This is a genomic window from Desulfosalsimonas propionicica (assembly GCF_013761005.1).
GTDB classification, from domain to species: Bacteria; Desulfobacterota; Desulfobacteria; order Desulfobacterales; family Desulfosalsimonadaceae; genus Desulfosalsimonas; species Desulfosalsimonas propionicica.
This window is the reverse complement of record NZ_JACDUS010000003.1, coordinates 328177-348283: the sequence shown is the minus strand read 5'-3', so window position 1 is coordinate 348283 and position 20107 is coordinate 328177. Positions and strand designations below refer to the sequence as shown.

12 protein-coding genes are annotated in these 20107 nt (G+C 56.8%); 5 read left to right on the top strand and 7 right to left on the bottom strand.

Annotated features, from left to right (window positions below; genetic code table 11):
• Positions 1-7: 7 nt before the first annotated feature.
• Genes HNR65_RS07465 through HNR65_RS07445 form a run of 5 tightly spaced genes read left to right on the top strand, consistent with a single transcriptional unit; the run spans position 8 to position 5512 of the window.
• Positions 8-1723: an ABC transporter substrate-binding protein gene (locus HNR65_RS07465; protein ID WP_181550848.1), complete on the top strand. Its 1716-nt coding sequence runs from the start codon at positions 8-10 to the stop codon at positions 1721-1723.
• A gap of 21 nt (positions 1724-1744) precedes the next feature.
• Complete coding sequence (locus HNR65_RS07460) at positions 1745-2722, top strand: ABC transporter permease (protein ID WP_181550847.1); 978 nt, start codon at positions 1745-1747, stop codon at positions 2720-2722.
• On the top strand, positions 2722-3663 hold the full coding sequence (locus tag HNR65_RS07455) for an ABC transporter permease (protein ID WP_181550846.1): 942 nt from the start codon (positions 2722-2724) through the stop codon (positions 3661-3663). Before HNR65_RS07460 ends, HNR65_RS07455 begins: the two co-directional genes overlap by 1 nt.
• Positions 3664-3707: 44 nt before the next feature.
• A complete protein-coding gene (locus HNR65_RS07450) occupies positions 3708-4673 on the top strand; it encodes an ABC transporter ATP-binding protein (RefSeq protein WP_181550845.1) in 966 nt (321 codons plus the stop codon).
• Between the two features lie 17 nt (positions 4674-4690).
• Positions 4691-5512 (top strand): ABC transporter ATP-binding protein, encoded by an 822-nt coding sequence (locus HNR65_RS07445; protein ID WP_220128314.1) that lies wholly within the window; start codon positions 4691-4693, stop codon positions 5510-5512.
• Between the two features lie 9 nt (positions 5513-5521).
• On the opposite strand, the gene HNR65_RS07440 is transcribed toward HNR65_RS07445, so the two are convergent.
• The 7 genes from HNR65_RS07440 to HNR65_RS07410 are packed head-to-tail and all read right to left on the bottom strand — an operon-like array spanning position 5522 to position 20107.
• Positions 5522-7540, bottom strand: coding sequence for an alpha amylase C-terminal domain-containing protein (locus HNR65_RS07440; protein ID WP_181550844.1), 2019 nt, complete (start codon positions 7538-7540; stop codon positions 5522-5524).
• A gap of 14 nt (positions 7541-7554) precedes the next feature.
• Entirely contained in the window at positions 7555-9093 is a 1539-nt protein-coding gene (locus HNR65_RS07435; RefSeq protein WP_181550843.1) for a glycogen synthase, read from the bottom strand.
• Positions 9094-9123: 30 nt separating this feature from the next.
• Positions 9124-11676, bottom strand: a complete 2553-nt coding sequence (gene glgP, locus HNR65_RS07430) for an alpha-glucan family phosphorylase (protein WP_181550842.1) — start codon at positions 11674-11676, stop codon at positions 9124-9126.
• Complete coding sequence (locus tag HNR65_RS07425; RefSeq protein ID WP_181550841.1) at positions 11673-16001, bottom strand: amylo-alpha-1,6-glucosidase; 4329 nt, start codon at positions 15999-16001, stop codon at positions 11673-11675. Before HNR65_RS07425 ends, glgP begins: the two co-directional genes overlap by 4 nt.
• Before the next feature lies 1 nt (position 16002).
• On the bottom strand, positions 16003-18561 hold the full coding sequence (locus tag HNR65_RS07420) for an efflux RND transporter permease subunit (RefSeq protein WP_181550840.1): 2559 nt from the start codon (positions 18559-18561) through the stop codon (positions 16003-16005).
• 32 nt (positions 18562-18593) lie between these two features.
• The gene (locus tag HNR65_RS07415) at positions 18594-19214 is read right to left on the bottom strand and encodes an MlaC/ttg2D family ABC transporter substrate-binding protein (RefSeq protein ID WP_181550839.1); all 621 of its coding nucleotides are present in this window, start codon (positions 19212-19214) and stop codon (positions 18594-18596) included.
• Between the two features lie 5 nt (positions 19215-19219).
• On the bottom strand, positions 19220-20107 hold the full coding sequence (locus tag HNR65_RS07410; protein WP_181550838.1) for an MlaA family lipoprotein: 888 nt from the start codon (positions 20105-20107) through the stop codon (positions 19220-19222).

Sequence of the window (20107 nt, the reverse complement as noted above, 5' to 3'; positions counted from 1 at the left end):
AATGCAAATGCGCTTTTTTCCCAAACTGTTTGTTTCGTCTCTAATTTTTATGGCAGCCGCCATGGTTTTGCTCTGGCCCCCCGCCTCCGGCCATGCCGCGGGAAGCACGCTTCGGGTGGGAATTGCCGAAGAGCCGCGAACACTGAATGTCTGGATGGCAACCGATGCCAATTCCAACAAGATTCTGTCTCTGATCTATCAGCCCCTTTACACCGAGCACCCGGAAACCCTGGAACTTACCCCCTGGCTGGCAAAGGCCATGCCCGAGTGGGACGCGGATACAAACACCTACACCATGGAACTCAGGGAAGCCAAATGGTCGGACGGCTCCCCTGTGACCGCAGAAGATGTGGTGTTTACGGTCAATACCATCAAATCCTTTAAAGTGCCCAAATATCACTCGGAATGGCAGTTCGTGGAAAAGGCCGAAGCCGTGGACAAGCAGACAGTACGGTTCTATCTGGAAGAACCCCGGGCCACGTTTCTCACCCGAAGCCTGATCAACTATGTCATGCCAAAAAAACAATGGGCGCCCATTGTCAAACAGGCAAAAGAGCAGGAAAAACCCCTGGGTGCGCTGTTAAACGCCCGGGTGGAAAAACCCCTGGGGTGCGGCCCGTTTGTGCTGGAGCGCTGGCAGGAGGGAAATTTCGTCTATCTCACGGAAAATCCCCATTTTTTCGGCCGGGGGCAGACAATCCAGGGCCACCAACTGGGCCCCCATGTGGATGCCGTGCTTTTCAAGGTATACGGAACAGCCGATGTGGCCATCCTTTCTTTGAAAAAAGGCGACATTGATTTTCTCTGGTGGTCCATTCAGCCCGGCTATCTCAAGGATCTGGAACAAAACAAAAACATCCGGGTGATGATCAATGAAAAAAGCGCCCTGTACTACATGGGCTTTAATGTGAGAAAAAAACCCTTTTCCGACCCGGCCCTGCGTCGGGCCGCAGCTGTGATCATTGACCGCGATTTTATTGTCAAACGGGTCCTGCAGGGTTACGGCGCCAGGATGGATTCCATTGTTCCGTCTGAAAACCGGTTCTGGTGCGCCCCGGACATGCCCGAATACGGCAGGGGACTGGACCGGGAGCAACGGACCAAAAAAGCCTGGAAAATCCTGGCTCAAGCCGGCTACAGCTGGAAACGGCCGCCTGTGGATGAAAACGGCCGAATGGTTTCGCCATCCACAATTGTGCGGCCTGACGGCAATCAGATGGAGAAATTCACCATCCTGACCCCGCCGGCCGATTATGACCCCAACCGGGCCACCTGCGGCATCCTGATCCAGGAATGGCTAAAGGAACTGGGCATTCCCGCATCCGCACGGCCCATGTCCTTTGGCGCTTTGCTGGAAACCGTGAAAAAAAATCATGATTTTGACGCCTTTATCCTGGGCTACGGCCGGCTGGCCCTGGATCCGGATTATTTGCGCAGTTTTTTCCATTCCGGCAACGACAAGCCCGGTGGATGGAACATGAGCGGCTATCACAACCCGGAATTCGACAAACTGGCAGAAGCCTCCATTGCGGAAATGGATACAAAAAAACGGCGGAAACGGCTTTATCAAATGCAGGAAATCATCATGGAAGACGTGCCCTACATCCCCCTCTACAACCCGGCCGCCATCGAGGCCGTGGACACCAGAACCTTTAGCGGATGGGTTCCCATGGTGGAAGGAATCGGCAATATCTGGTCGTTTTGCAGCGTCAGACCCCAATAACAGGATAAGCCCGGGACCCGTATGCACTTTCGCAAGCTGATCTTCCGCCGCATTATTGAGGTGATGGCCATATTCTTTTTGATTCTCACCGGGCTGTTTCTCCTGTTTCACCTGTCTCCGGGTGATCCGGTCTCCAGGATGGTTCAGCCGGGCATGAGCGCAGAAGACGCCAGCATGCTCATCTCCCAGCTCGGGCTTGACCAGCCCTTGTGGCTGCAGTATCTATATTACGTGAAAAATTTTTTTACCGGCAATTTCGGAATCTCCTTTCACTACGGCCAGCCCGTGATCCATATCATCGGCCGCCGCCTGCCCAACACCATCCTGCTGTTTACCACGTCAGTGATCCTGTCGGCCGCAGCCGGGGTATTCTGGGGCAAACTCGTGGCATGGTACAAGGGCCGGCCCATTGACACCTGGGTCACGATCCTGGCCCTGGTCTGCCACACCCTGTTTCTTCCCTGGATCGCCCTGCTGTTTATCTGGATTTTTGCCTATCACGTGGGCTGGTTTCCCTTAAACGGCATGATCACCCCGGAGGTGTGGATCAATCCGTCAGCAGGATTTCTAACAAAGGCCGCAGACATCGGCCACCACATGCTTTTGCCCCTTCTGACCCTGTTTATCATCCACGTGGGCTCCTATCTGCTGATCATGCGCAGCAGCATGCTCGAAACCTTAAAAGAAGACTATATTCTCACGGCCCGGGCCAAGGGACTTTCGGAAAAAAGGGTCAGAAATCGCCATGCCGCGCCCAATGCGTATCTGCCGGTGGTCACCAGCATCGGACTGAGCCTGGCCTTTTCCATCAACGGCGGGGCACTGACCGAAACCGTGTTTTCATGGCCGGGCATCGGCAGAGAGCTGATCTTTGCGGTGAGCAACAATGATTACCCCCTGGCCCTGGCCTGCTTTTTGTTTATCTCCCTTGTGGTGCTTGTGGCAAATGTGATCGTGGATGTTTTATATGCTTATCTGGACCCGAGGATCCGGTACTGATGAATTTTTCCGCAGAAACCCGGGCAGCGGGCAACACGGTTGCCGCCAATCGTTCCTATAATCTCCAGCGGTTTTTAGACGGCTGGGCCCTGTTCTACGAAAACCCCGTGGGAAAACTCGGGGTGTTTCTGCTTGTCTGCTTCGGGATCATGGCCCTGATCAGCTATATCCCCCCGCTGATCGATCCCATGTACCACCCCATGACCGGGGTGGATCCTTCGATTTCAACCGCCACCGGCCCCAGTGCAAAGCATTGGCTGGGCACGGACAACCTGGGGCGGGATCTTTTCACCCAGCTTCTGACCGGCGCGCGCATCGCCTTTATGGTTGGGATATCCGCGGCTTTTATGAGCATTGTGTTTGGCACCCTTATCGGCATGATCGCCGGTTATGCCGGCCGGGTCACGGATGCCGCGCTCATGCGGTTTGCCGACATGATCATGGTCATGCCCTCGCTTCTGGTGGTGCTCTTGCTGGCATCCCTGTTCGGCCAGTTAAACATCTGGATTATTGTGCTGTTAATCGCCCTGTTCCGGTGGCCCGGGGTCTCCCGGGTCATCCGCTCCCAGACCCTGTCGCTGAAACAGCGGCCCTTTATCGACATGGCCCGGGTGGCCGGGGCCTCTCATATGCGCATCATTTTCCGGCACATTCTGCCCAATGTACTGCCCATGGCATGTTTGTACATGACCTTCCGGGTGACCTCGGCCATTATCGTGGAGGCCGCCCTGGCCTTTCTGGGTTTCGGCGATCCAAACACCGTAAGCTGGGGCATGATGCTCCAGTGGGTCTGGAAAACCGGGCACATGTTCCAGGCCCCTTACTGGCTCCTGCCGCCGGGCATCTGCATTTCCCTTATCACCCTGTCGTTTTACCTCATCGGCCGGGCCATGGAGGAAGTACTGGACCCGCGGCTGAGAAAGGAGGAAAATTTTGAGTAACCGAAAAAAACCGGGCGGAAACGTTTAAAAAAATAAGGGGAAGCATGGCCCTGCTTGAAGTCGAAAATCTCACCATTGCCTACAAAACCCGCAGAGAAACGGCCATTGCCGCAGACCGGGTGAATTTCTCCCTGAAGCGGGGCAGATCCGTGGGGATTGTGGGCGAATCCGGATGCGGCAAAACCACCCTGGGAATGGCGCTTCTGCGGCTTCTGCCCTCAAACGGATTTGTCAAGAGCGGGCGGATCACCTTTGACGGCATGGACCTGCTGGGCCTGCCGGATGCCCGGATGCAGCGGGTTCGCTGGAAACGCATAGCCATGATTTTCCAGGCCGCCATGAACGCCTGGAACCCGGTTCAGCGCATCGGGGATCAAATCCTCGAGGCCATCCGCACCCATGATCCCAAAATCACAAAAGCCGAGGCGGTCAAACAGGTAGAGCAGCTCTATGAACTGGTGGAGATCCCTTCGGACCGGATCTTTGATTTTCCCCACCAGTACAGCGGGGGCATGAAGCAGCGGGCCATTATCGCCATGGCCCTTGCCTGCAACCCGGATCTCATCATCGCAGACGAGCCCACAACCGCCCTGGATGTCATTGTCCAGGACCAGATCCTGCAAAAAATCAAGGCCATCCAGAAAGAAAAAAACATTGCCCTGATCTTCATCTCCCATGACATCGGGGTGGTGGCCGGGGTGTGCCACGAAATCATGGTCATGTACCGGGGCAAAATCGTGGAGGCCGGCCGCCGGGAAGAGGTCTTCGAGGTTCCGGTGCACCCTTACACCCGGGCGCTTTTGTCTTCGTATCTCACCATTGACGGGGTGTTTGAAATCCGGGACAAGCAGGCGCCGGCGCCCCCGTGCACCCCGGCCGAAGCCTTGTCAAAGGAACTTTGCGGATATGTGCATCTGTGCCCCCATGCCTCGGAGGCCTGCCGCAGCCGCCCGCCGCAATGGCGGGAAATCACACCAACCCATAAAGTATTGTGCAGCTTATGCCGGTAAAAAAAGAATCTGCAGCCATGCCAGACACCCCCGCAGAACCCATGGTGCAAATCCAGGGAATCAAAAAAACCTACAGCGAAGATCGGTCCCTGTTTGCCGGATCCGCCCCGGCGCTGACAGCCATTGACGGGGTCAGTCTTTGCATTGAAAAAGGCGAGGTCTTCGGCCTGGTGGGGGCCAGCGGTTCGGGCAAAACCACCCTGGGCCGGCTGCTGCTGAAACTCGAAGAAATCGATGCAGGGCAAATCCGGTTTCAGGGAAAAGACATCTCCGGTTTGAAAGGCGCGGCCTTAAAAGATTTCCGCCGCCGGGTCCAGCTCATCCCCCAGGACCCATACCAGTCATTGAATCCGTATATGTCCATATTTGACACCGTGGCCGAACCCCTGATCATCCACGGCATCCGCAGCAGCGAGGCCCGCAGGCAAAAAGCGGCTCAGGCCCTTGATGCCGCGGGTCTTAGCCCGGCAGCGGATTTTTTTCCCAGCTACCCTCATCAGCTAAGCGGCGGCCAGCGCCAGCGGGCCGCCATTGCCCGGGCCATGGTCCTCTCCCCGGAATTTGTGATTGCAGACGAGCCCACCTCCATGCTCGATGCCACCATTTCCTTTACCATTTTCAAACTCCTGGCGGATCTGCGGAAAACACAGGGGGTCACGCTTTTGTTTATCACCCATGACCTAGCTGCAGCCCGGTTTTTGTGCGACCGCATTGCGGTGATCTACAAGGGGCAGATCGTGGAGTCCGGACTGTCCGAGCAGGTGATCAACAACCCCGGATCCGACTACACCCGCGCTTTGATCAAAGCCCAGCCCCGCTTTTCCTTTGTCAACCAATAAGCGAAGAAATCAGCTCTTGTCCGATTCCCGAAAAAGCACCAGGGCCGTGCGGGTGGGCAGATAAAGCTGCAGAAAATCCCGGGGGCCGTCATGGGTGTCTTCATGAAGGGTGAAATGCCGCTGGCCGGAATAAAGACGGCCGTGGCCGCCGTATGACTCCGCATCCGAGTCCAGGATGGTGGTGTAGGTCCCGGCCGGGGCTGAAATCCGGTAATCCGTATAGGACTGCGCTGGATGAAAGTTGAATACAAACACACACCCGTTTCGCTCAAAGGCCAGGACCTTGTCGGATTCATGATGCCAAAGCAGGGCGGGCTCTGCCTTTGACAGAATTGCACATTTTTTGGCCGTTTCAATCATGGCCCGGTCAAAATCGCCCAGGCACTTGAATTTCAGATCCGGGGCATCGGCCAGGTGCCATTGCCTTCTGGCATAGGCGTAGGACCAATTGTTTTCAGCCCTGGGAAAATCGATCCACTCGGGATGGCCGAACTCATTTCCCATGAAATTGAGATATCCATGGCCGGCCGTGGCCAGGGTGATCAGCCGGATCATTTTGTGCAGGGCCACGCCCCGGTCCACTGTCATCCTGGGATCGTCTTTGTGCATGTGCGCATAGATGTCTTTGCCGATCAGCCGAAAAATCAGGGCCTGATCGCCCACCAGGGCCTGATCGTGGGATTCGGCATAGCTGATGGTCCGCTCCTCGGCGCGCCGGTTGGTCAGCTCGTGCCAGATCGTTCCCAGGGGCCAGTGCTCGTCGCTATATTCCTTGATCACCCGGATCCAGTAGTCGGCAATGCCCATGGCAAACCGGTAATCAAAGCCAATACCCCCGGATTTGTTTTCCAGGGAAAGCCCGGGCATCCCCGATACATCCTCGGCAATGGTGACGGCATCTTCACGGATCTCATGGATCAGCTTGTTGGCCAGGCACAGATAGGCCAGGGCATCTTCATCCACACTGTTGTCAAAATAATCCTCGTAGGAAACAAAGGCTTTTTCCAGCCCGTGATGGGTATAGAGCATGCTGGTGATGCCGTCGAAGCGAAATCCGTCAAACCCGTACTCATCGAGCCAGAACCGGCAGTTGGAAAGCAGAAAGTGCAGGACCTCTGGTTTGCCGTAGTCAAACAGCCGGGAATCCCATCCGGGGTGATGGCCCCGGGCGCCTGAATGAAAATATTGATAATCCGTACCATCAAACCGGCTCAAGCCCTCTGCCTCGTTTGCCACGGCGTGGGAGTGCACAAGATCCATGAGCACGCACAGACCCGCCCCATGGGCGGCATCCACCAACTCCTTGAGCTGCTCCGGGGTGCCGAAGCGAGACGATGCCGCAAAAAAATTGGACACCTGGTAACCGAAAGAGGCGTAATAGGGATGTTCCTGTACAGCCATGAGCTGGATGGTATTGTATCCGGCAGCAGCGATGCGCGGCAGCACCCGGTCCACAAACTCGGAATACGTGCCCACCTTCTTTTCCTGCTGGGCCATGCCCACGTGCACCTCATAGATCAGCGGCGGCCGGTCAGGGCAGACAAATCCGGGGTGACGCCACACATAGGGCGAATCCGGCACCCATACCTGGGCATTGAAGATCAGGGTTTCCGGATCCTGGACCACCCGGCGGGTCCATGCAGGAATCCTGTCACCGGAGCCCCCGGGCCAGTAAATCCGGAGCCGGTAAAGATCCTTGTGCCCCAGCCGGTCTGCGGGCAGTTGAATTTCCCATACACCCGGAGCCTCTGCGGGCACCAGGGAAAAGCCCGGGTCCTCCTTCCACCCGGTCATGTCGCCGATGAGATAAACCGCCTCGGCATTGGGCGCCCACTCCCGGAACACCCATTGATTGTTTCGCAAATGCAGGCCGAAATACTCGTGACCGGAGGCAAAATCGGCCAGGGACTGATTGCCCCCGGTCAGGCGGTCCTCCAGGGCGCTGATGTAATCAGCCCGTCTCCGGATGGTCTCCGCATAGGGCTCCAGATACGAATCAAGTGCGACAAGCTGTTGCCAGGGTTCCATGGCGTTTCCTTATATCAGGCGATGTCAGAAGAATGGGAGACCAGGGGCCGGTGAAGCATTTTTTCATACAAATCAATGTATTGCCGGGCCGTGACCTCATGGTTGAAACGCGCCGCACTCTGTTCCATAATCCGCCGGATCTGCGGCTGCTTTACCCCCGGGGGCTGCCGGTAAAACGCAATGGCCTGGTCCACGGCCCACATGAGCCCCGGCCCATCCAAGACCTCGAACAAAAACCCGTTTCCGCGGTTGTTTGCCACATCCAGGTGCTCCACCGTGTCATGGATTCCACCCGTATCATGGGCAACAGGCAGGGTGCCGTACTTGGGCCCGATCATCTGGGGCAGACCGCAGGGCTCGAAACTCGACGGCATGAACAGAAAATCAGCCGATGCATAGGCCAGCCGCGACAAAGGATCGCTGAAGCTGCAGACCGCCACCTGTTCCTCCAGACCGTGGAAATGTACTATATCAATAAAATAGGGCTGAAACACCCCGTTTGCCACAAACACGACCTGAATCTGTTCATCAGGGTACCTGGACACCATTTCATACAAGATATCGGCCAGCACCTGGCAGCCCTTCTGTACCGGATCCAGCCGGGACGGCCAGAGAAAAAGCGGTGCCTCGGGATTCTGGATCAGGCCCAGATGCTTTTGCAGATAGCGCTTGTTGGCCCGCTTGCCCTCGGATGCATCAGAGGCGGTATAATTTCGGAACAACTCGGGATCCGTGGCCGGATCATAGCTGGGGTCCGGGGCGTTTAAAATCCCGTAGCCACAGTCGGCTTCCACCTTATTGGTCAATTCCCGGCGAAGCGCATCCGAGATAAACCCGTGCCGGCCGGAAACAATTTCATTTAAAAACGTGGGACTCACCGTATTGACGAAATGGGAGCCAAAAACCCCGGAAACAAGAAAATCCACCGGGTTCCCGCCCCGGCTCTGTTCATAGTTGACCGCCATGCGATCATAATACAAATTCTGCCAAAAGGCGGCCGCATCAATGCCCCGGTCCTCGATCTCGGCTAAGGCGGCCTTGACCGTGTGAATGTTATGGATGGTAAACAGGCATGGAATGCCGACCATGCGGGAATATCCCGGCACCAGCCCGGTCATCCAGTCATTGCAGTGGATCAGATCCGGCCGGACCCGGGGCAGGATATTGTTGATCACCTCCCGCTGAAACGCCAGGGCGATTTTCATGTTTTCCTGGGAAAGATTGGAATACACGTGGTGCACGTAATAAAAGGCCCGGTCCTCGGCCAGGTGCAGCCGGTCTTCGGGCAGGTACTTGCGGTAAGTATCCAGCTCTTTCTGGTAAATATCCCATAGCGGGCCGATGTGTTTGTGGAAAATACCCCGATAATCCGGTAGTGCCACATGCACGTCCGCGCCCAGGGCAAACAGCTTGCTGATCAGGGCGGCTGACACATCAGCCAACCCCCCGGCCTTGGCCGAGAGATAGTTGGCAATATTGCCCATGCCCTGAGGCAGATAGGTCACCTCCGGGGTCACAATGAGCACGCGTGGATTGGTTGTCTTTTCCGGCATCAAAATTTCCTGTCGGCGTCAAGCGCCGGATTACGCCCAGGTCAGAAAACCCGGCGCGTTTTTTAAATAATCATCGCCGCGGGGTGTGACCCGGGCCGTAAAACCAAACCGGCCGGCCTCCTGGCAGACCACCTCACAGGTATACCGGTAAGTGCCGCCGCCCAGGTCTTCGGCCGCGGACATGGGGGTCACCTGGCTGTTTTTGAGCTCGTCAACGCTTTTCAAACTGCCGGAGTAAAGCTCCACTTCCACTTCCCCGGGCTCCAGGGCCCCGAGATGAACCTTTGTATCCACAGAAAACCGGTCGCCCACCCGGAAAGGCACTTCAATGTCGCTTTGCGGGGGCTCGATGCGAACTGCGGGCCATTCGCGCTTCAGGCGTCTTCGCTGGGCCACCAGTTTTCCGGCCGACTCTGCGTTGTTATCGGTCAAAACAGCATGATTTCGAACCGCAGGCAGATAATAGTCCTTTTCATAATTGCGCACCATGCCGTGGGCGCAGAAATTTCCCAGCACCAGCTTCATGGAATTTTTCATCATCTCCACCCACCGGTCCGGGGTATCGCCTTCCCTGCGGTCGTAAAATGTTGGGATCACATCATTTTCAAGGATATTGTACAGGGCCCGGCACTCCACCTGATCCTGGTAGGCGTGGTCCTTGTATTCCTCGCCGTTGCCGATGGACCAGCCGCAATCCGGATGGTAGGCTTCGGCCCACCACCCGTCGAGGATGCTTAAATTCAGCACTCCATTAACCGCGGCCTTCATACCCGAAGTCCCGCACGCTTCCAGAGGCCGCCTTGGGGTGTTGAGCCACACATCCACACCCTGGACCAGGTAACGGGCCAGGTTGATATCATAATTTTCCAGAAACACGACTTTGTTTCGCATGCCCGGCCGCCTGGAGAAATGCACCACCTGACGGATCAGGTCTTTGCCTTCATGATCCTTGGGATGGGCCTTGCCGGCAAACACAAACTGCACGGGCCGGTCTTTGGACCCCACGAGCTTTTCAAACCGCTCGGGATCCATAAACAGCATGTAAGCCCGTTTGTAGGTGGCAAACCGACGGGCAAATCCAATGGTCAAAATCTCCGGGTCCAGCACGGACTCCACTTCCTTCATAACCGATTTGGGCGCATTGCGGCGGCCGTACTGCCGGACCATCATGGAACGGCATGCCCGCACCAGGCGGGACCGGCTCATCTCCCGCGCCCGCCAGATTTCCTCGTTGTATATTTGATCGATGCGCTCTGCCCGGTCTGTATCAAAATTGGTGGAATACCAGTCCGGGCCCAGGTAGCGTTCAAAGAGCATATGATTTTCAATGGAAATCCAGGAAGGAATGTGAATTCCGTTGGTAACATGGGAAATGGGCACCTCCTCCACCGGCCGCTGAGGCCAGACATGATTCCACATGCCCCGGGCCACCTCTCCGTGCAGCCGGCTGACACCGTTGCAGAACTGGGAGAAATTGTGCCCCAGCACAAACATAGACAGCTTGACATGGGGATCAAACTTCTCCCCGGTCTGGCCCCAGGACAATATGGTGTCCACATCCGTGCCCAGCCGCTTTTCATATTCCTGCAGATACGGCCGCACCAGGTCGGGAGGAAATTCATCATATCCTGCAGCAACCGGGGTGTGGGTTGTAAAAACCATGCTTCGGGGCACAATTTCCATGGCAGTCTGCAGGTCCACATTTTTTCCTTCCATGACCTGGGCAATGCGCTCAACGCATACAAACGAACAATGCCCTTCATTCATGTGGCATACCGCCGGCTCAATGCCCAGCTTCTTTAATGCCTTCATGCCCCCGATGCCCAGCAGCACTTCCTGGGCCAGACGCACAGCGGAATCGCCCGGATACAAACTGGCCGTGATTTCACGCAGTTCTGGCGGATTTTCCGCAATGTTGGTATCCAGCAGATACAAGGCAACCCGGCCCACCATGATCTTCCAGACCTTGGCGTAAATCAGCCCGCCGGAGGCCTCCACCGAAATTATCAGTTCATTGCCCTGGGGATCCCGGGCCCGGCGCACGGGCATGTGGAAAATATCGGTTTCCGGATACTGCTCCTGCTGCCAGCCTTCATGATCCAGGTACTGATGAAAATATCCCTTGCGGTACAAAAGGCCCACGGCCACCATGGGAAGCGCCAGATCCGAGGAAGCCTTGAGGTGATCGCCGGCCAGCACCCCCAAACCGCCCGAAAAAAACGGCAGGCTTTCATGGATGCCGAATTCCATGGAAAAATACGCCACCTGAGCGTCCGCACCGTAAGGGGTTTGGGAATAATCCACCGGGGTTTCAATCTCTTTTTCAAAAGACTTCTGGACCCGGTCCAAATGGGCCAGAAATCCGTCGTCCTTAAGGCCCCGCTCAAAACGCTTCTGGGCAATCATGGTAGCAAAAATCAGGGGATTGCGGTTGGACTGGACCCAGAGCCGGGGATCCACCCGCCTGAAAAGCTCAATGGCATCCAGGCGCCAGGACCACCACATGTTTCGGGCCAATTTTTCCAAAAATTCCAGTCGTTCGGGGATCTTTGGGAATACCTGGTAAGTTTGTAAACGGGTCATGTTTTCCTCTGTTGTTTTCCGGATTTCTTCCCGGCTGCTGTCTCCAGATGTTTCAGCACCCGGTAAAGCTCACTTGCCCCCCACGCCTGGGCGTCGCATCCGCGCTGGCGATGCGGATGATCGCCGTCGACGATTTCAGGAACATGGCCCAGACACCCGCTGTTGATCAAACAAGTGCTGCTGCCAAGCCAGTTTTGCGCCGTGGCAATGCCGTTTTCTCCGTACGCAGCCACCCAGGCTTCACAAAAAGAGGGAAACACCCAGGTCCATGCAGTACCATTGTGGTAAGCCGGCTTCCGGCTCGTATCCTCATCTCCCTGGTACTGTCCCTGATACGGATAATAAGGATCTGCCAGCAGGTGGTTGTGATGCCGGATTTCCAGCGGATGGATCACCGGCTGATCCGCCAGGCTGCGGATGGCCCCTGGCACCAGCAATCTGGAGCAGGCACCCAGCACTGACCGGCAGATTTCCGGATCTGTCACGGTGCCAAGGGTGAGTGCAAACAGCTGATTGGGCCGCAGGGCATCATCGGCCGCAGCCTGATCCGGCCGGTCACCGGCATCGCAATGAAGGCAGTCTGCCAAATAACCCTGCCATTCAAAATAATAACAACGCAGAACGGACTTGGCCACCGTTTGACTTAAATCTTTTAAATCAATATCGATTACGGACTGTTGTGGCGGTTTCAGCCCGGATACAAACACCAGGGCCGCATACCACAGGGCCTGAATTTCCACCGGATAGCCCTGGCGTGGGGTGGCGGCCGGATAATTGGTATCCATCCATGTAAAATGGGCCGGGCTAAAGACCAGACCGGTTTGCCGGTCCATGCGGATGCCGTTGGACGTACCGCGAATATAGCCGGAAACAATGGAAAACAAAATCTGCCGCAGGCTCCGGCCTTCAAATGGTTCGTCCAGAAAATCAACGGAATTGAGGTCTTCGGCCAGGTCCCGGCACGCGACGGCAAACCACAGGGGTGCATCAGAAGTATCCCGGTTGCCCGCATCATGGCCGTGGATCATATTGGGCAGGGTACCGTCCTTTTCGTACTGGCCGAACATCCGCAAAATATTTACGGCTTTTTCATGCTCGCCTGCGGCGATCAGGGCCCGGCAAAAAATCAGCGAATCCCGGCCCCAGTCCAGAAACCACGGGTAACCGGCAATCACAGAGGCATAGCCCTGACGGGCCACCACGTAATGGTCCAGGGCCTGCTTCATGGCCGCGGCCACAGGCAGGGAGGCGGGGTTGGCGGCGCTCAGATCCGGCTGTTCCGTGGATTTGGCCCGGGCCGACTGCCCGGCAGTGTCCATGGAGGCTTCCAGCATCATGGACTGACCACCGGAAAGCCGGCATGTGAAATAACCCGGGCTGAACAGATCCGAGTTGGGATCCAGGCCCCTTTCGGCCTCCACCGGGCGATATTCCATGTACTGCCACTCCGGCTCCCGGACAAACGCGGCCCCGGTCATATTCACCGAAAGTCCGTGCTCCGGATCGGGGTGAAAATAAAAGCCGTTTTCACGGGCTTCCACAGCATCCGGCCATGTATGCTCCGGGCCGGTAAACGCCTTGGTGACATCATGGAAACTGCGGTTTTCAATGTCCGGCCGCAAAATCATCCGCACCGGATGCTGGTCTTCGAGCTGGTCGGCTGAGTCCTTCGTGTGCCTGAAAAAATAAAGCCGCACCCGGTTTTCACCGGCCATCATCTCCATTTGCACGAAAAAGCGGATATGGCGCCCGAGCCCGGTGGGTATACGGTACTGCCAGCAAGCCCGGCCGTCATAATCATGGACAAATCTGCGAAGGCAATCCGTGCGCACGGCCTGGGCATAATCCTGATAAACCAGCCAAATCCGGCACCGGGAAAGCATGATCCAGCGGTCCACGGGCGCGGCGGGATCCGGGTTGGCCGCAAGCAGTGCATCATAGCGCGAGCGCATGCGCCGGGCATAGGTGGCAGCCCGCATCATAGCTCCCCTGCCGTTTGTGGCCAGAAACAGAAACGGCTGTGCCATAAGCCGGGTGCGGGGAATTTCGCGCACCACCCCCACCTTCTCCAGGGGTGCCAGATACAGCAGATTTCCGGTTGCCTGAACACTTTCATGACCGGAATACAGGGTGAGACGAAGCTCTGCCCTCTGGTGGTCCGTACCTGCAGGCCCGGGGCAGATCAGGGCAAAATAGCTGCCGTCTGCCGCGCACAGGGCATATTTCCCGGATACCACCTGATTGTTACAGCGCAGCTGCAGACGAAAATCTGAAGATGCCCGAACCAGCAGAAAATGGCCGGGCGGCACCATCACCTCTCGTTTTGCATCTTCGGGCCACTTCCAGACAATGGCACGCGATTCCCGGCTTTGCGGGTTCATCTCCCGCAAAAAAGCCTCGGGATCATCGCAGAGCTGCCTGGCGGACGCATCCGGGTCAAAACCATTTAAGTCGCAGGTGCCGTGATAAAAGGCAAACACCTCCAGTACCGCAGCCCGCAGCTGCTGATGGACAACAGACGCTGAAACCCGATTGCCGGCCTGCTCAAAGTCCCGAATCCGTTCCAGTTCCCCGGGCGCATTGCTCAAACACACAACCTGCCCGGGGGCCAGAAGCATCTGCCGGCAATTGTCCTGTTTTTCCGCCCGGATGCGGGCTTCGCTGACCAGGTCCAGAAAAGCGCCGTCTGCCAGGGGCTCGATCACATCCTCCCATCGGGCCGGCACTGCGTTGTCCGCATCCAGGTTGGCTACAACCAGCAGCCGGTTTTCGCCATGGCGGTCATGGCGGAGCAGCACCGCGAAATTGCCTTCCTGTGCCATGACAAAACGCTGGCCCGCCCCGGCAGCAAAAGCCGGATGGGTTTTGAGAAGCGCGTTTAGGCGCCGGATATGATCCACCTGGTTTTTTTCCGCCCCCCAGTTTAACGGCGGGGACCCGTGCACGTCGATTTTCTCCGTTGCAAACCATTCCACGCCGTTGGCAAAGGCAAATCCGCCCCCCGCTGACATCAGGGCCGCAACAGCGGTGCGCATGCGGGCAAACCGTTTGGAGACCGATGCCAGACGGTTGTTATCATGGGTTTCGGCAAAATGAATCATCTGGCCGTCGGCTGCCGCAATATCTTGCACCAGGGCCATATGGGCCACCACCGGGCCTCTGTCATAGTTCTGGAAAAGCTCGGAATAGGCCCAGTTGAAATTGGCCGTATTCAGAATCTCCCGGGTCACGGAAATTTTCCCCCCGAGACCTTCAAGAAAAAACAGGGTATCTGGAAACTGCTCACGCACCCGGGCCACAATATAGCGCCAGGCCGCCACCGGAATCATGTATCCCGCATCACAGCGAAATCCGTCCGCGCCCCTGCGGCACCATGTCAGAAACACCTCTGCCATGTACTGCCACAGATCCTGATGGCTGTAATCGAGCTTGGTCAGATCCTCCCAGACCACGCCCCAGGCCCCGGGCATCTGGATTTTGCCGTCTTTTTCCCTGTGCAGCCACTCAGGATGCGTTTCATGCAGGCTTGCCCCCCACCCGGTATGATTGATGGCAATATCGAGCAAAATCCGCCCGCGCCGGGCATGGATGGCATCGACCAGTTCCATGAACTGCTCCAGGGGTGTGGCTGCAGGGTCAAATTCCGCCATGGCCGGATCCACGGTTGTGAAGCTCTGGGCTGCATACGGACTGCCGAACCGGCCCATGCGGCCATAGGTGGTAGGCGTGGGATGCACCGGCAGCAGCTGGATATACGGGCAGCCAAGGTAACCGATGATAAAATCCAGCTCATGAATCAGATCCCGGAACTTTCCTGAAGGGGGGATTACCGTGTATCCCCGTTGATCGAGGGTCTTGAAATGCTCATCCCCGGGCGGCAGCTGCCGCTGGTCCTTGTTGGGCCCGAACTGACGGACAAAGGCATTGTAAATGATATTGCCGCAAACCGTTTCCGCCGGCTCCACGTTGATGATGGTGTTGGGACCGGGCGGCCATACGGGCGACTCCTTCCCCTCTGGCAGAAAAAACGCCTTGGCCTCGAAATGGCCCACTTCGGTTAAGCCCACAGTCAGCTCAAATCGACCCTCCCCGGCCGGGACCATGGGGATATCCGACCAATCATGATACAAAATGGGCTCGTTTTGCTCAACCTGGCAGATCACCTCCTGTTTGGCCAAAGCCGCCTGACCCAGGTTGGTACGCAGCCAGGCATTGCCCGGGCCCTGGCCGGGTGCATGCAGATAAAAAACAATGGCATCGCCCCGGAAGGCCAGATGCTTTTTGCCGGGGGCCGGGCTCTGGGACAAATCCTGGGATACTGTCATCTCAGCCCGCCCGTTCCGGATTTGCGCTTTGCACCCGGCCGGCCGGGCCAAAGGGCCGGAACCATATGATCAACTGCGGCAGCAGGGTCAGTGCGGCCACCAGGGCGATGAACATGGCCAGCCCGGTAAACACCCCGAAGATAATCGTGGGGATAAAATTGGAGGTGGCCAGGATGGAGAAGCCGATGATGATGATAATGGTGGTGTAATACATGGCATATCCAATGCTTCCGTGACAGCGCTGCATGGCCTGCAGATAATCGCCGTCTTTTTGAAATTCCCGCTGAAAACGGTGAATGTAATGGATGGTGTCGTCCACGGCAATGCCCACGCTGATCGAGGCAATGGTGATGGTCATGATATCGAGCGGAATATTTGCCCAGCCCAGGGTCCCGAGCACCACCCCGGTGGCCAGCAGATTGGGAAAAATGGCGATCAATGCGATGGTAAACGATTGAAACAGAAGCAGAAACATGATCATCAGGGCCAGAATCACCAGTCCCAGGGTCATGATCTGGGAGCTGAACAGGCTTTGCAGCACATCATTATACAGCACCAGCATGCCGGTGAGTTTCACACTGTCCTTGGCAAACCCCAGTTTTTCCTCCACATCGTTTTGGATTTGTTGCAAAAGCGCATTTCGCCGCAGTTGCGGATCCGAGTCGATCACCCGCAGGCTGATCCGGGCCTGGTCATGTTTGACCGAGGCATACGGGGCCACGAGCATCTGCCGGTATTGCTCGGGAAATTCATTGAACAAAAGGGCTGCGTCAAATGTATCCAACGGGCCGCCGGTCAACCGCTCGGCCACCTTTGTCAGGGTGGCAAGCGACAGCACCTTTCCGGTGTGATCCAGTCCATCCAGGTAATCGTGAAGCGTTTCAATCCGGTCGAGCCGGTGGGGGGTAAACCAGTACTTGCCTGAATCCGCCGGATCATCAAATTCATCGAATTCACCAAATTCGGAAAACTCATCAAACCCGTCTGACCCGCCGCCGTCGTCACTGGCCGGCTCCGGTTCGGCCTGCGTGCCGCGGCCGTTAAAATCAATGATCACATCCAGGGGGGTGGTGCCGCCCAGCTTCCGGTCAATGACGGTCATGCCCTGGTGGATTTCCGTGCTGGACTTGAAATAATCAATAAAGGCGTTTTCCACCCGCAGCCGGCCAATGCCGGCCGCGCTGAGCAGCAGGGCCGCCAGGCTGAAAATGACAATCATCCGGCCGTGGTGACGGGTAAAGCCCGCAAGCCACCGGGTCAGGGCAATGCGGGACCGGCCCCCGCTGGGCTGCGGGGCTTTTTTAAACAGCACCAGTGCGGCCGGAAAAAATATGAATGTAACAGCCAGGGAAACCACGATACCCGCAGACATCATCCAGCCAAAGGTCTGCACGGGCTTGATGCCCGCAAACAACAGGGACCCGAATCCCGCAATGGTGGTCAGCCCCGCATATATGCACGGTGTCTTCATGGCCTTGACCGTCTCTGCGGTCAGCTGTGCGTGGCTTTTATGCGGCGCGGCAATGATCAGCTCCCGGTAGCGAACCACCAGGTGAATGGAGATGGCCATTGTAATGATCAGCTGCAGGGCAATAAAGTTCGACGACACCACCGTTACCTTCCAGCCGAACAATCCCATCAGTCCCATGGTGGCAACCGCCGAAAGCCCGCAGCTGACCAGCGGCAGCACAACCCATCGTACCCGGCGGAAAATCAGCCACAGCACAATTGTCATGCACAGCAGCACCCCGCCGCCGTAGACCCTGAGGTCCTTTTGGATAAAGCGCATCAGGTCGTTTGCCACCATGCTCACGCCCCCGAGAAACAGGTCGGCGTCATTTTCATGGTTTTCCATAATCGTTCGGATGGCGGCGATATCCCGGCTGCGCTGGGCCTCGATACGGTTCCAGTGTTTGTCAATAAGCGACTGGAGCCGCTGCATTTCCCTTTCTTCCGCCGGGCTCAGCCCCCCCTGCCCGGCTTTGGCCCGAAGCTGCTGACGCTGCTGCCAGACCTTGTCATATTCGGGATCGCTTTTGAAATTGATCTGCAGGGCCGTGGTTTCAAGATCGGAACTCACCAGCAGATTCTGGTACAGGGGGCTGGTCTGCAGTTCCTTTCTGGCAAGGGAGAGATCCACATCCGGAGACGACAGGGTGCGGACATTTTTCACCAGTTCTGCAACCGGCATGGGCGGGCTTTCCAGAAGCGGCACATCCAGGATGGTGACCACCGAGGCAACACGCTCCATGGCGGCAATTTCATCGCGCAATTGAGCGATCCGGGAAAGTACCTTCTCTGAAAGCAGATCCCCGGATTTTGGAGTATAGGCAATGACCAAAAAATCATCATATCCGAATCGTTCAATGATTTCCTGGTAGTAAAGGTAATCCGCATTGTCCTGCTGCACCAGGGTGTCGGCGGATGCCTCGATTTTCAGATCAACAGCATACCGGGCCAGCACGGCAACGGCCATTAAAATACATACAAGAACCAGGACCGGCCGGGCAAGCACCACACGGTCAAAAAACCGGTCAATAAGGGGCGGGTCTTTTTTCATAAATATGGGTCACAGTGCTTTCTGCGGTCAGTTTAGCTGTTTTCACCGGGTGCCTGGATTTCTTTGACAGCCTCGAGCAGATCCTCTGCCGTGCCGTCGGCCAGAATCTGGTCAAACTGGGACCGGTAGCTGCGGATAATGCTCACTCCATTGATTTCCACGTCATAGACTTTCCAATCGCCGCCGGCGGAATAAAACTTATACACCATGTCCACAGTTTCATCCCCTGCCCGGACCGCCACGGGCACGTGCACCTTGTTGTTTTGCTCTTTGACGGGCTGATACTCAAAAGCCGCATCCGCATCCCCGGAATACATGGAGATCTTGTCAAAATAGGAATCCTTGAGCCGGGCGACAAAGCGCCGGGTGAAAGTCTCCTGCTGCTCTGCCGAAAGCCCGGTCCAGTGCCTGCGGCCCAGGCTGAGCCGGGCCATGAGTTCGTAGTCAAACACCGGATCCACGATATCCTCGATCCTGCCGGTTTTATCCGCCTCGCTGAGATCCGGGCTGTCCAAAACATCGATGACCTCGCTGATCTTTTCCTTCAGCAGACTCTGGGCACTTTCGGCTTCCACGCGGCCGTGTGCGGCAAACAGGGCCAGGCCGAAGATCAGCGCCAGGACCCATACGGTAATGCGTGCAGATTTTTTCATGTTGTCTACTCCTGGATTTTCTTTTCCCGGTTTTGTTCATAGGCATTGCGCAAAAAGATATACCAGTCCACGGCATCCTGTTTCAACCGCTCATATTCTCCCAGGTGAAGGGAGGTATAATTGATCCGGTCATAGGCGGAAATGGCAATGGCGACTTCCGTGGGCTCCACATAGGCCACGGGATTTAAAAACCTGTCCGGAACTTTTGACACGGCATCGCGCAGGTTGGATGGCCCCAATACCGGCAGCACCAGGTGCCAGCCGCCGCCCACACCGTAATGCCCCAGGGTCTGGCCGAAATCCTCGGGATAGGCCTCCAGGTCCATCCACCATCGGGCGGGATCGGCAAACCCGGCCACCCCCACGGTGGTATTGACCACGAACCGGGCTGTTTCCACCCCGGCCCGCCGGATTTTGAGCTGAAGCAGATTGTTGACAAACCTGAGGGGATAGCCCAGATTCTTGAAAAACCGGCCAACGGATCTGCGCGCCACAGCCGGGGTCACCTTTGCATATCCGGTGGCCGCGGGTTTGAGTACCCAGAAATAAAGCTTATCGTTTACCCCGGTCATCCACCGGTTGTAACCGGAAAGCGGGTCAGCCGCGGGTTTTGAACCTATTTCGCCTTCAAATTCATCAAACTCCTCAAAGTCATCAAAGGCGTCAGCAGAACCATTTGCCGGGTCCTGGCCTGTCTGATCCAGTTCTGCCTGATCTGCGGAAGCCGCATAACCGGTGTGCGCCGCTCCGGCCGCAGCCTCGGAAGACTTCAAAGGCGACTGCCCGGCCCATGCGGACAAGGCTGCTGCAAAAACAAACAGAACCGCCAGCAGTGCAATCCCAATGGGCCCTTTTCCGGATTGTTTCCCGGATCTTTCATGATGCAGAACCAT

Bases quoted from the DNA above. Each gene is read 5' to 3' on its own strand.
- HNR65_RS07420 (WP_181550840.1), bottom strand. From the start codon at position 18,561: ATGAAAAAAGACCCGCCCCTTATTGACCGGTTTTTTGACCGTGTGGTG.
- HNR65_RS07410 (WP_181550838.1), bottom strand. From the start codon at position 20,107: ATGGTTCTGCATCATGAAAGATCCGGGAAACAATCCGGAAAAGGGCCC.
- HNR65_RS07465 (WP_181550848.1), top strand. From the start codon at position 8: ATGCGCTTTTTTCCCAAACTGTTTGTTTCGTCTCTAATTTTTATGGCA.
- HNR65_RS07460 (WP_181550847.1), top strand. From the start codon at position 1,745: ATGCACTTTCGCAAGCTGATCTTCCGCCGCATTATTGAGGTGATGGCC.
- HNR65_RS07425 (WP_181550841.1), bottom strand. From the start codon at position 16,001: ATGACAGTATCCCAGGATTTGTCCCAGAGCCCGGCCCCCGGCAAAAAG.
- HNR65_RS07445 (WP_220128314.1), top strand. From the start codon at position 4,691: ATGCCAGACACCCCCGCAGAACCCATGGTGCAAATCCAGGGAATCAAA.
- HNR65_RS07435 (WP_181550843.1), bottom strand. From the start codon at position 9,093: ATGCCGGAAAAGACAACCAATCCACGCGTGCTCATTGTGACCCCGGAG.
- HNR65_RS07455 (WP_181550846.1), top strand. From the start codon at position 2,722: ATGAATTTTTCCGCAGAAACCCGGGCAGCGGGCAACACGGTTGCCGCC.
- glgP (WP_181550842.1), bottom strand. From the start codon at position 11,676: ATGACCCGTTTACAAACTTACCAGGTATTCCCAAAGATCCCCGAACGA.
- HNR65_RS07415 (WP_181550839.1), bottom strand. From the start codon at position 19,214: ATGAAAAAATCTGCACGCATTACCGTATGGGTCCTGGCGCTGATCTTC.
- HNR65_RS07440 (WP_181550844.1), bottom strand. From the start codon at position 7,540: ATGGAACCCTGGCAACAGCTTGTCGCACTTGATTCGTATCTGGAGCCC.
- HNR65_RS07450 (WP_181550845.1), top strand. From the start codon at position 3,708: ATGGCCCTGCTTGAAGTCGAAAATCTCACCATTGCCTACAAAACCCGC.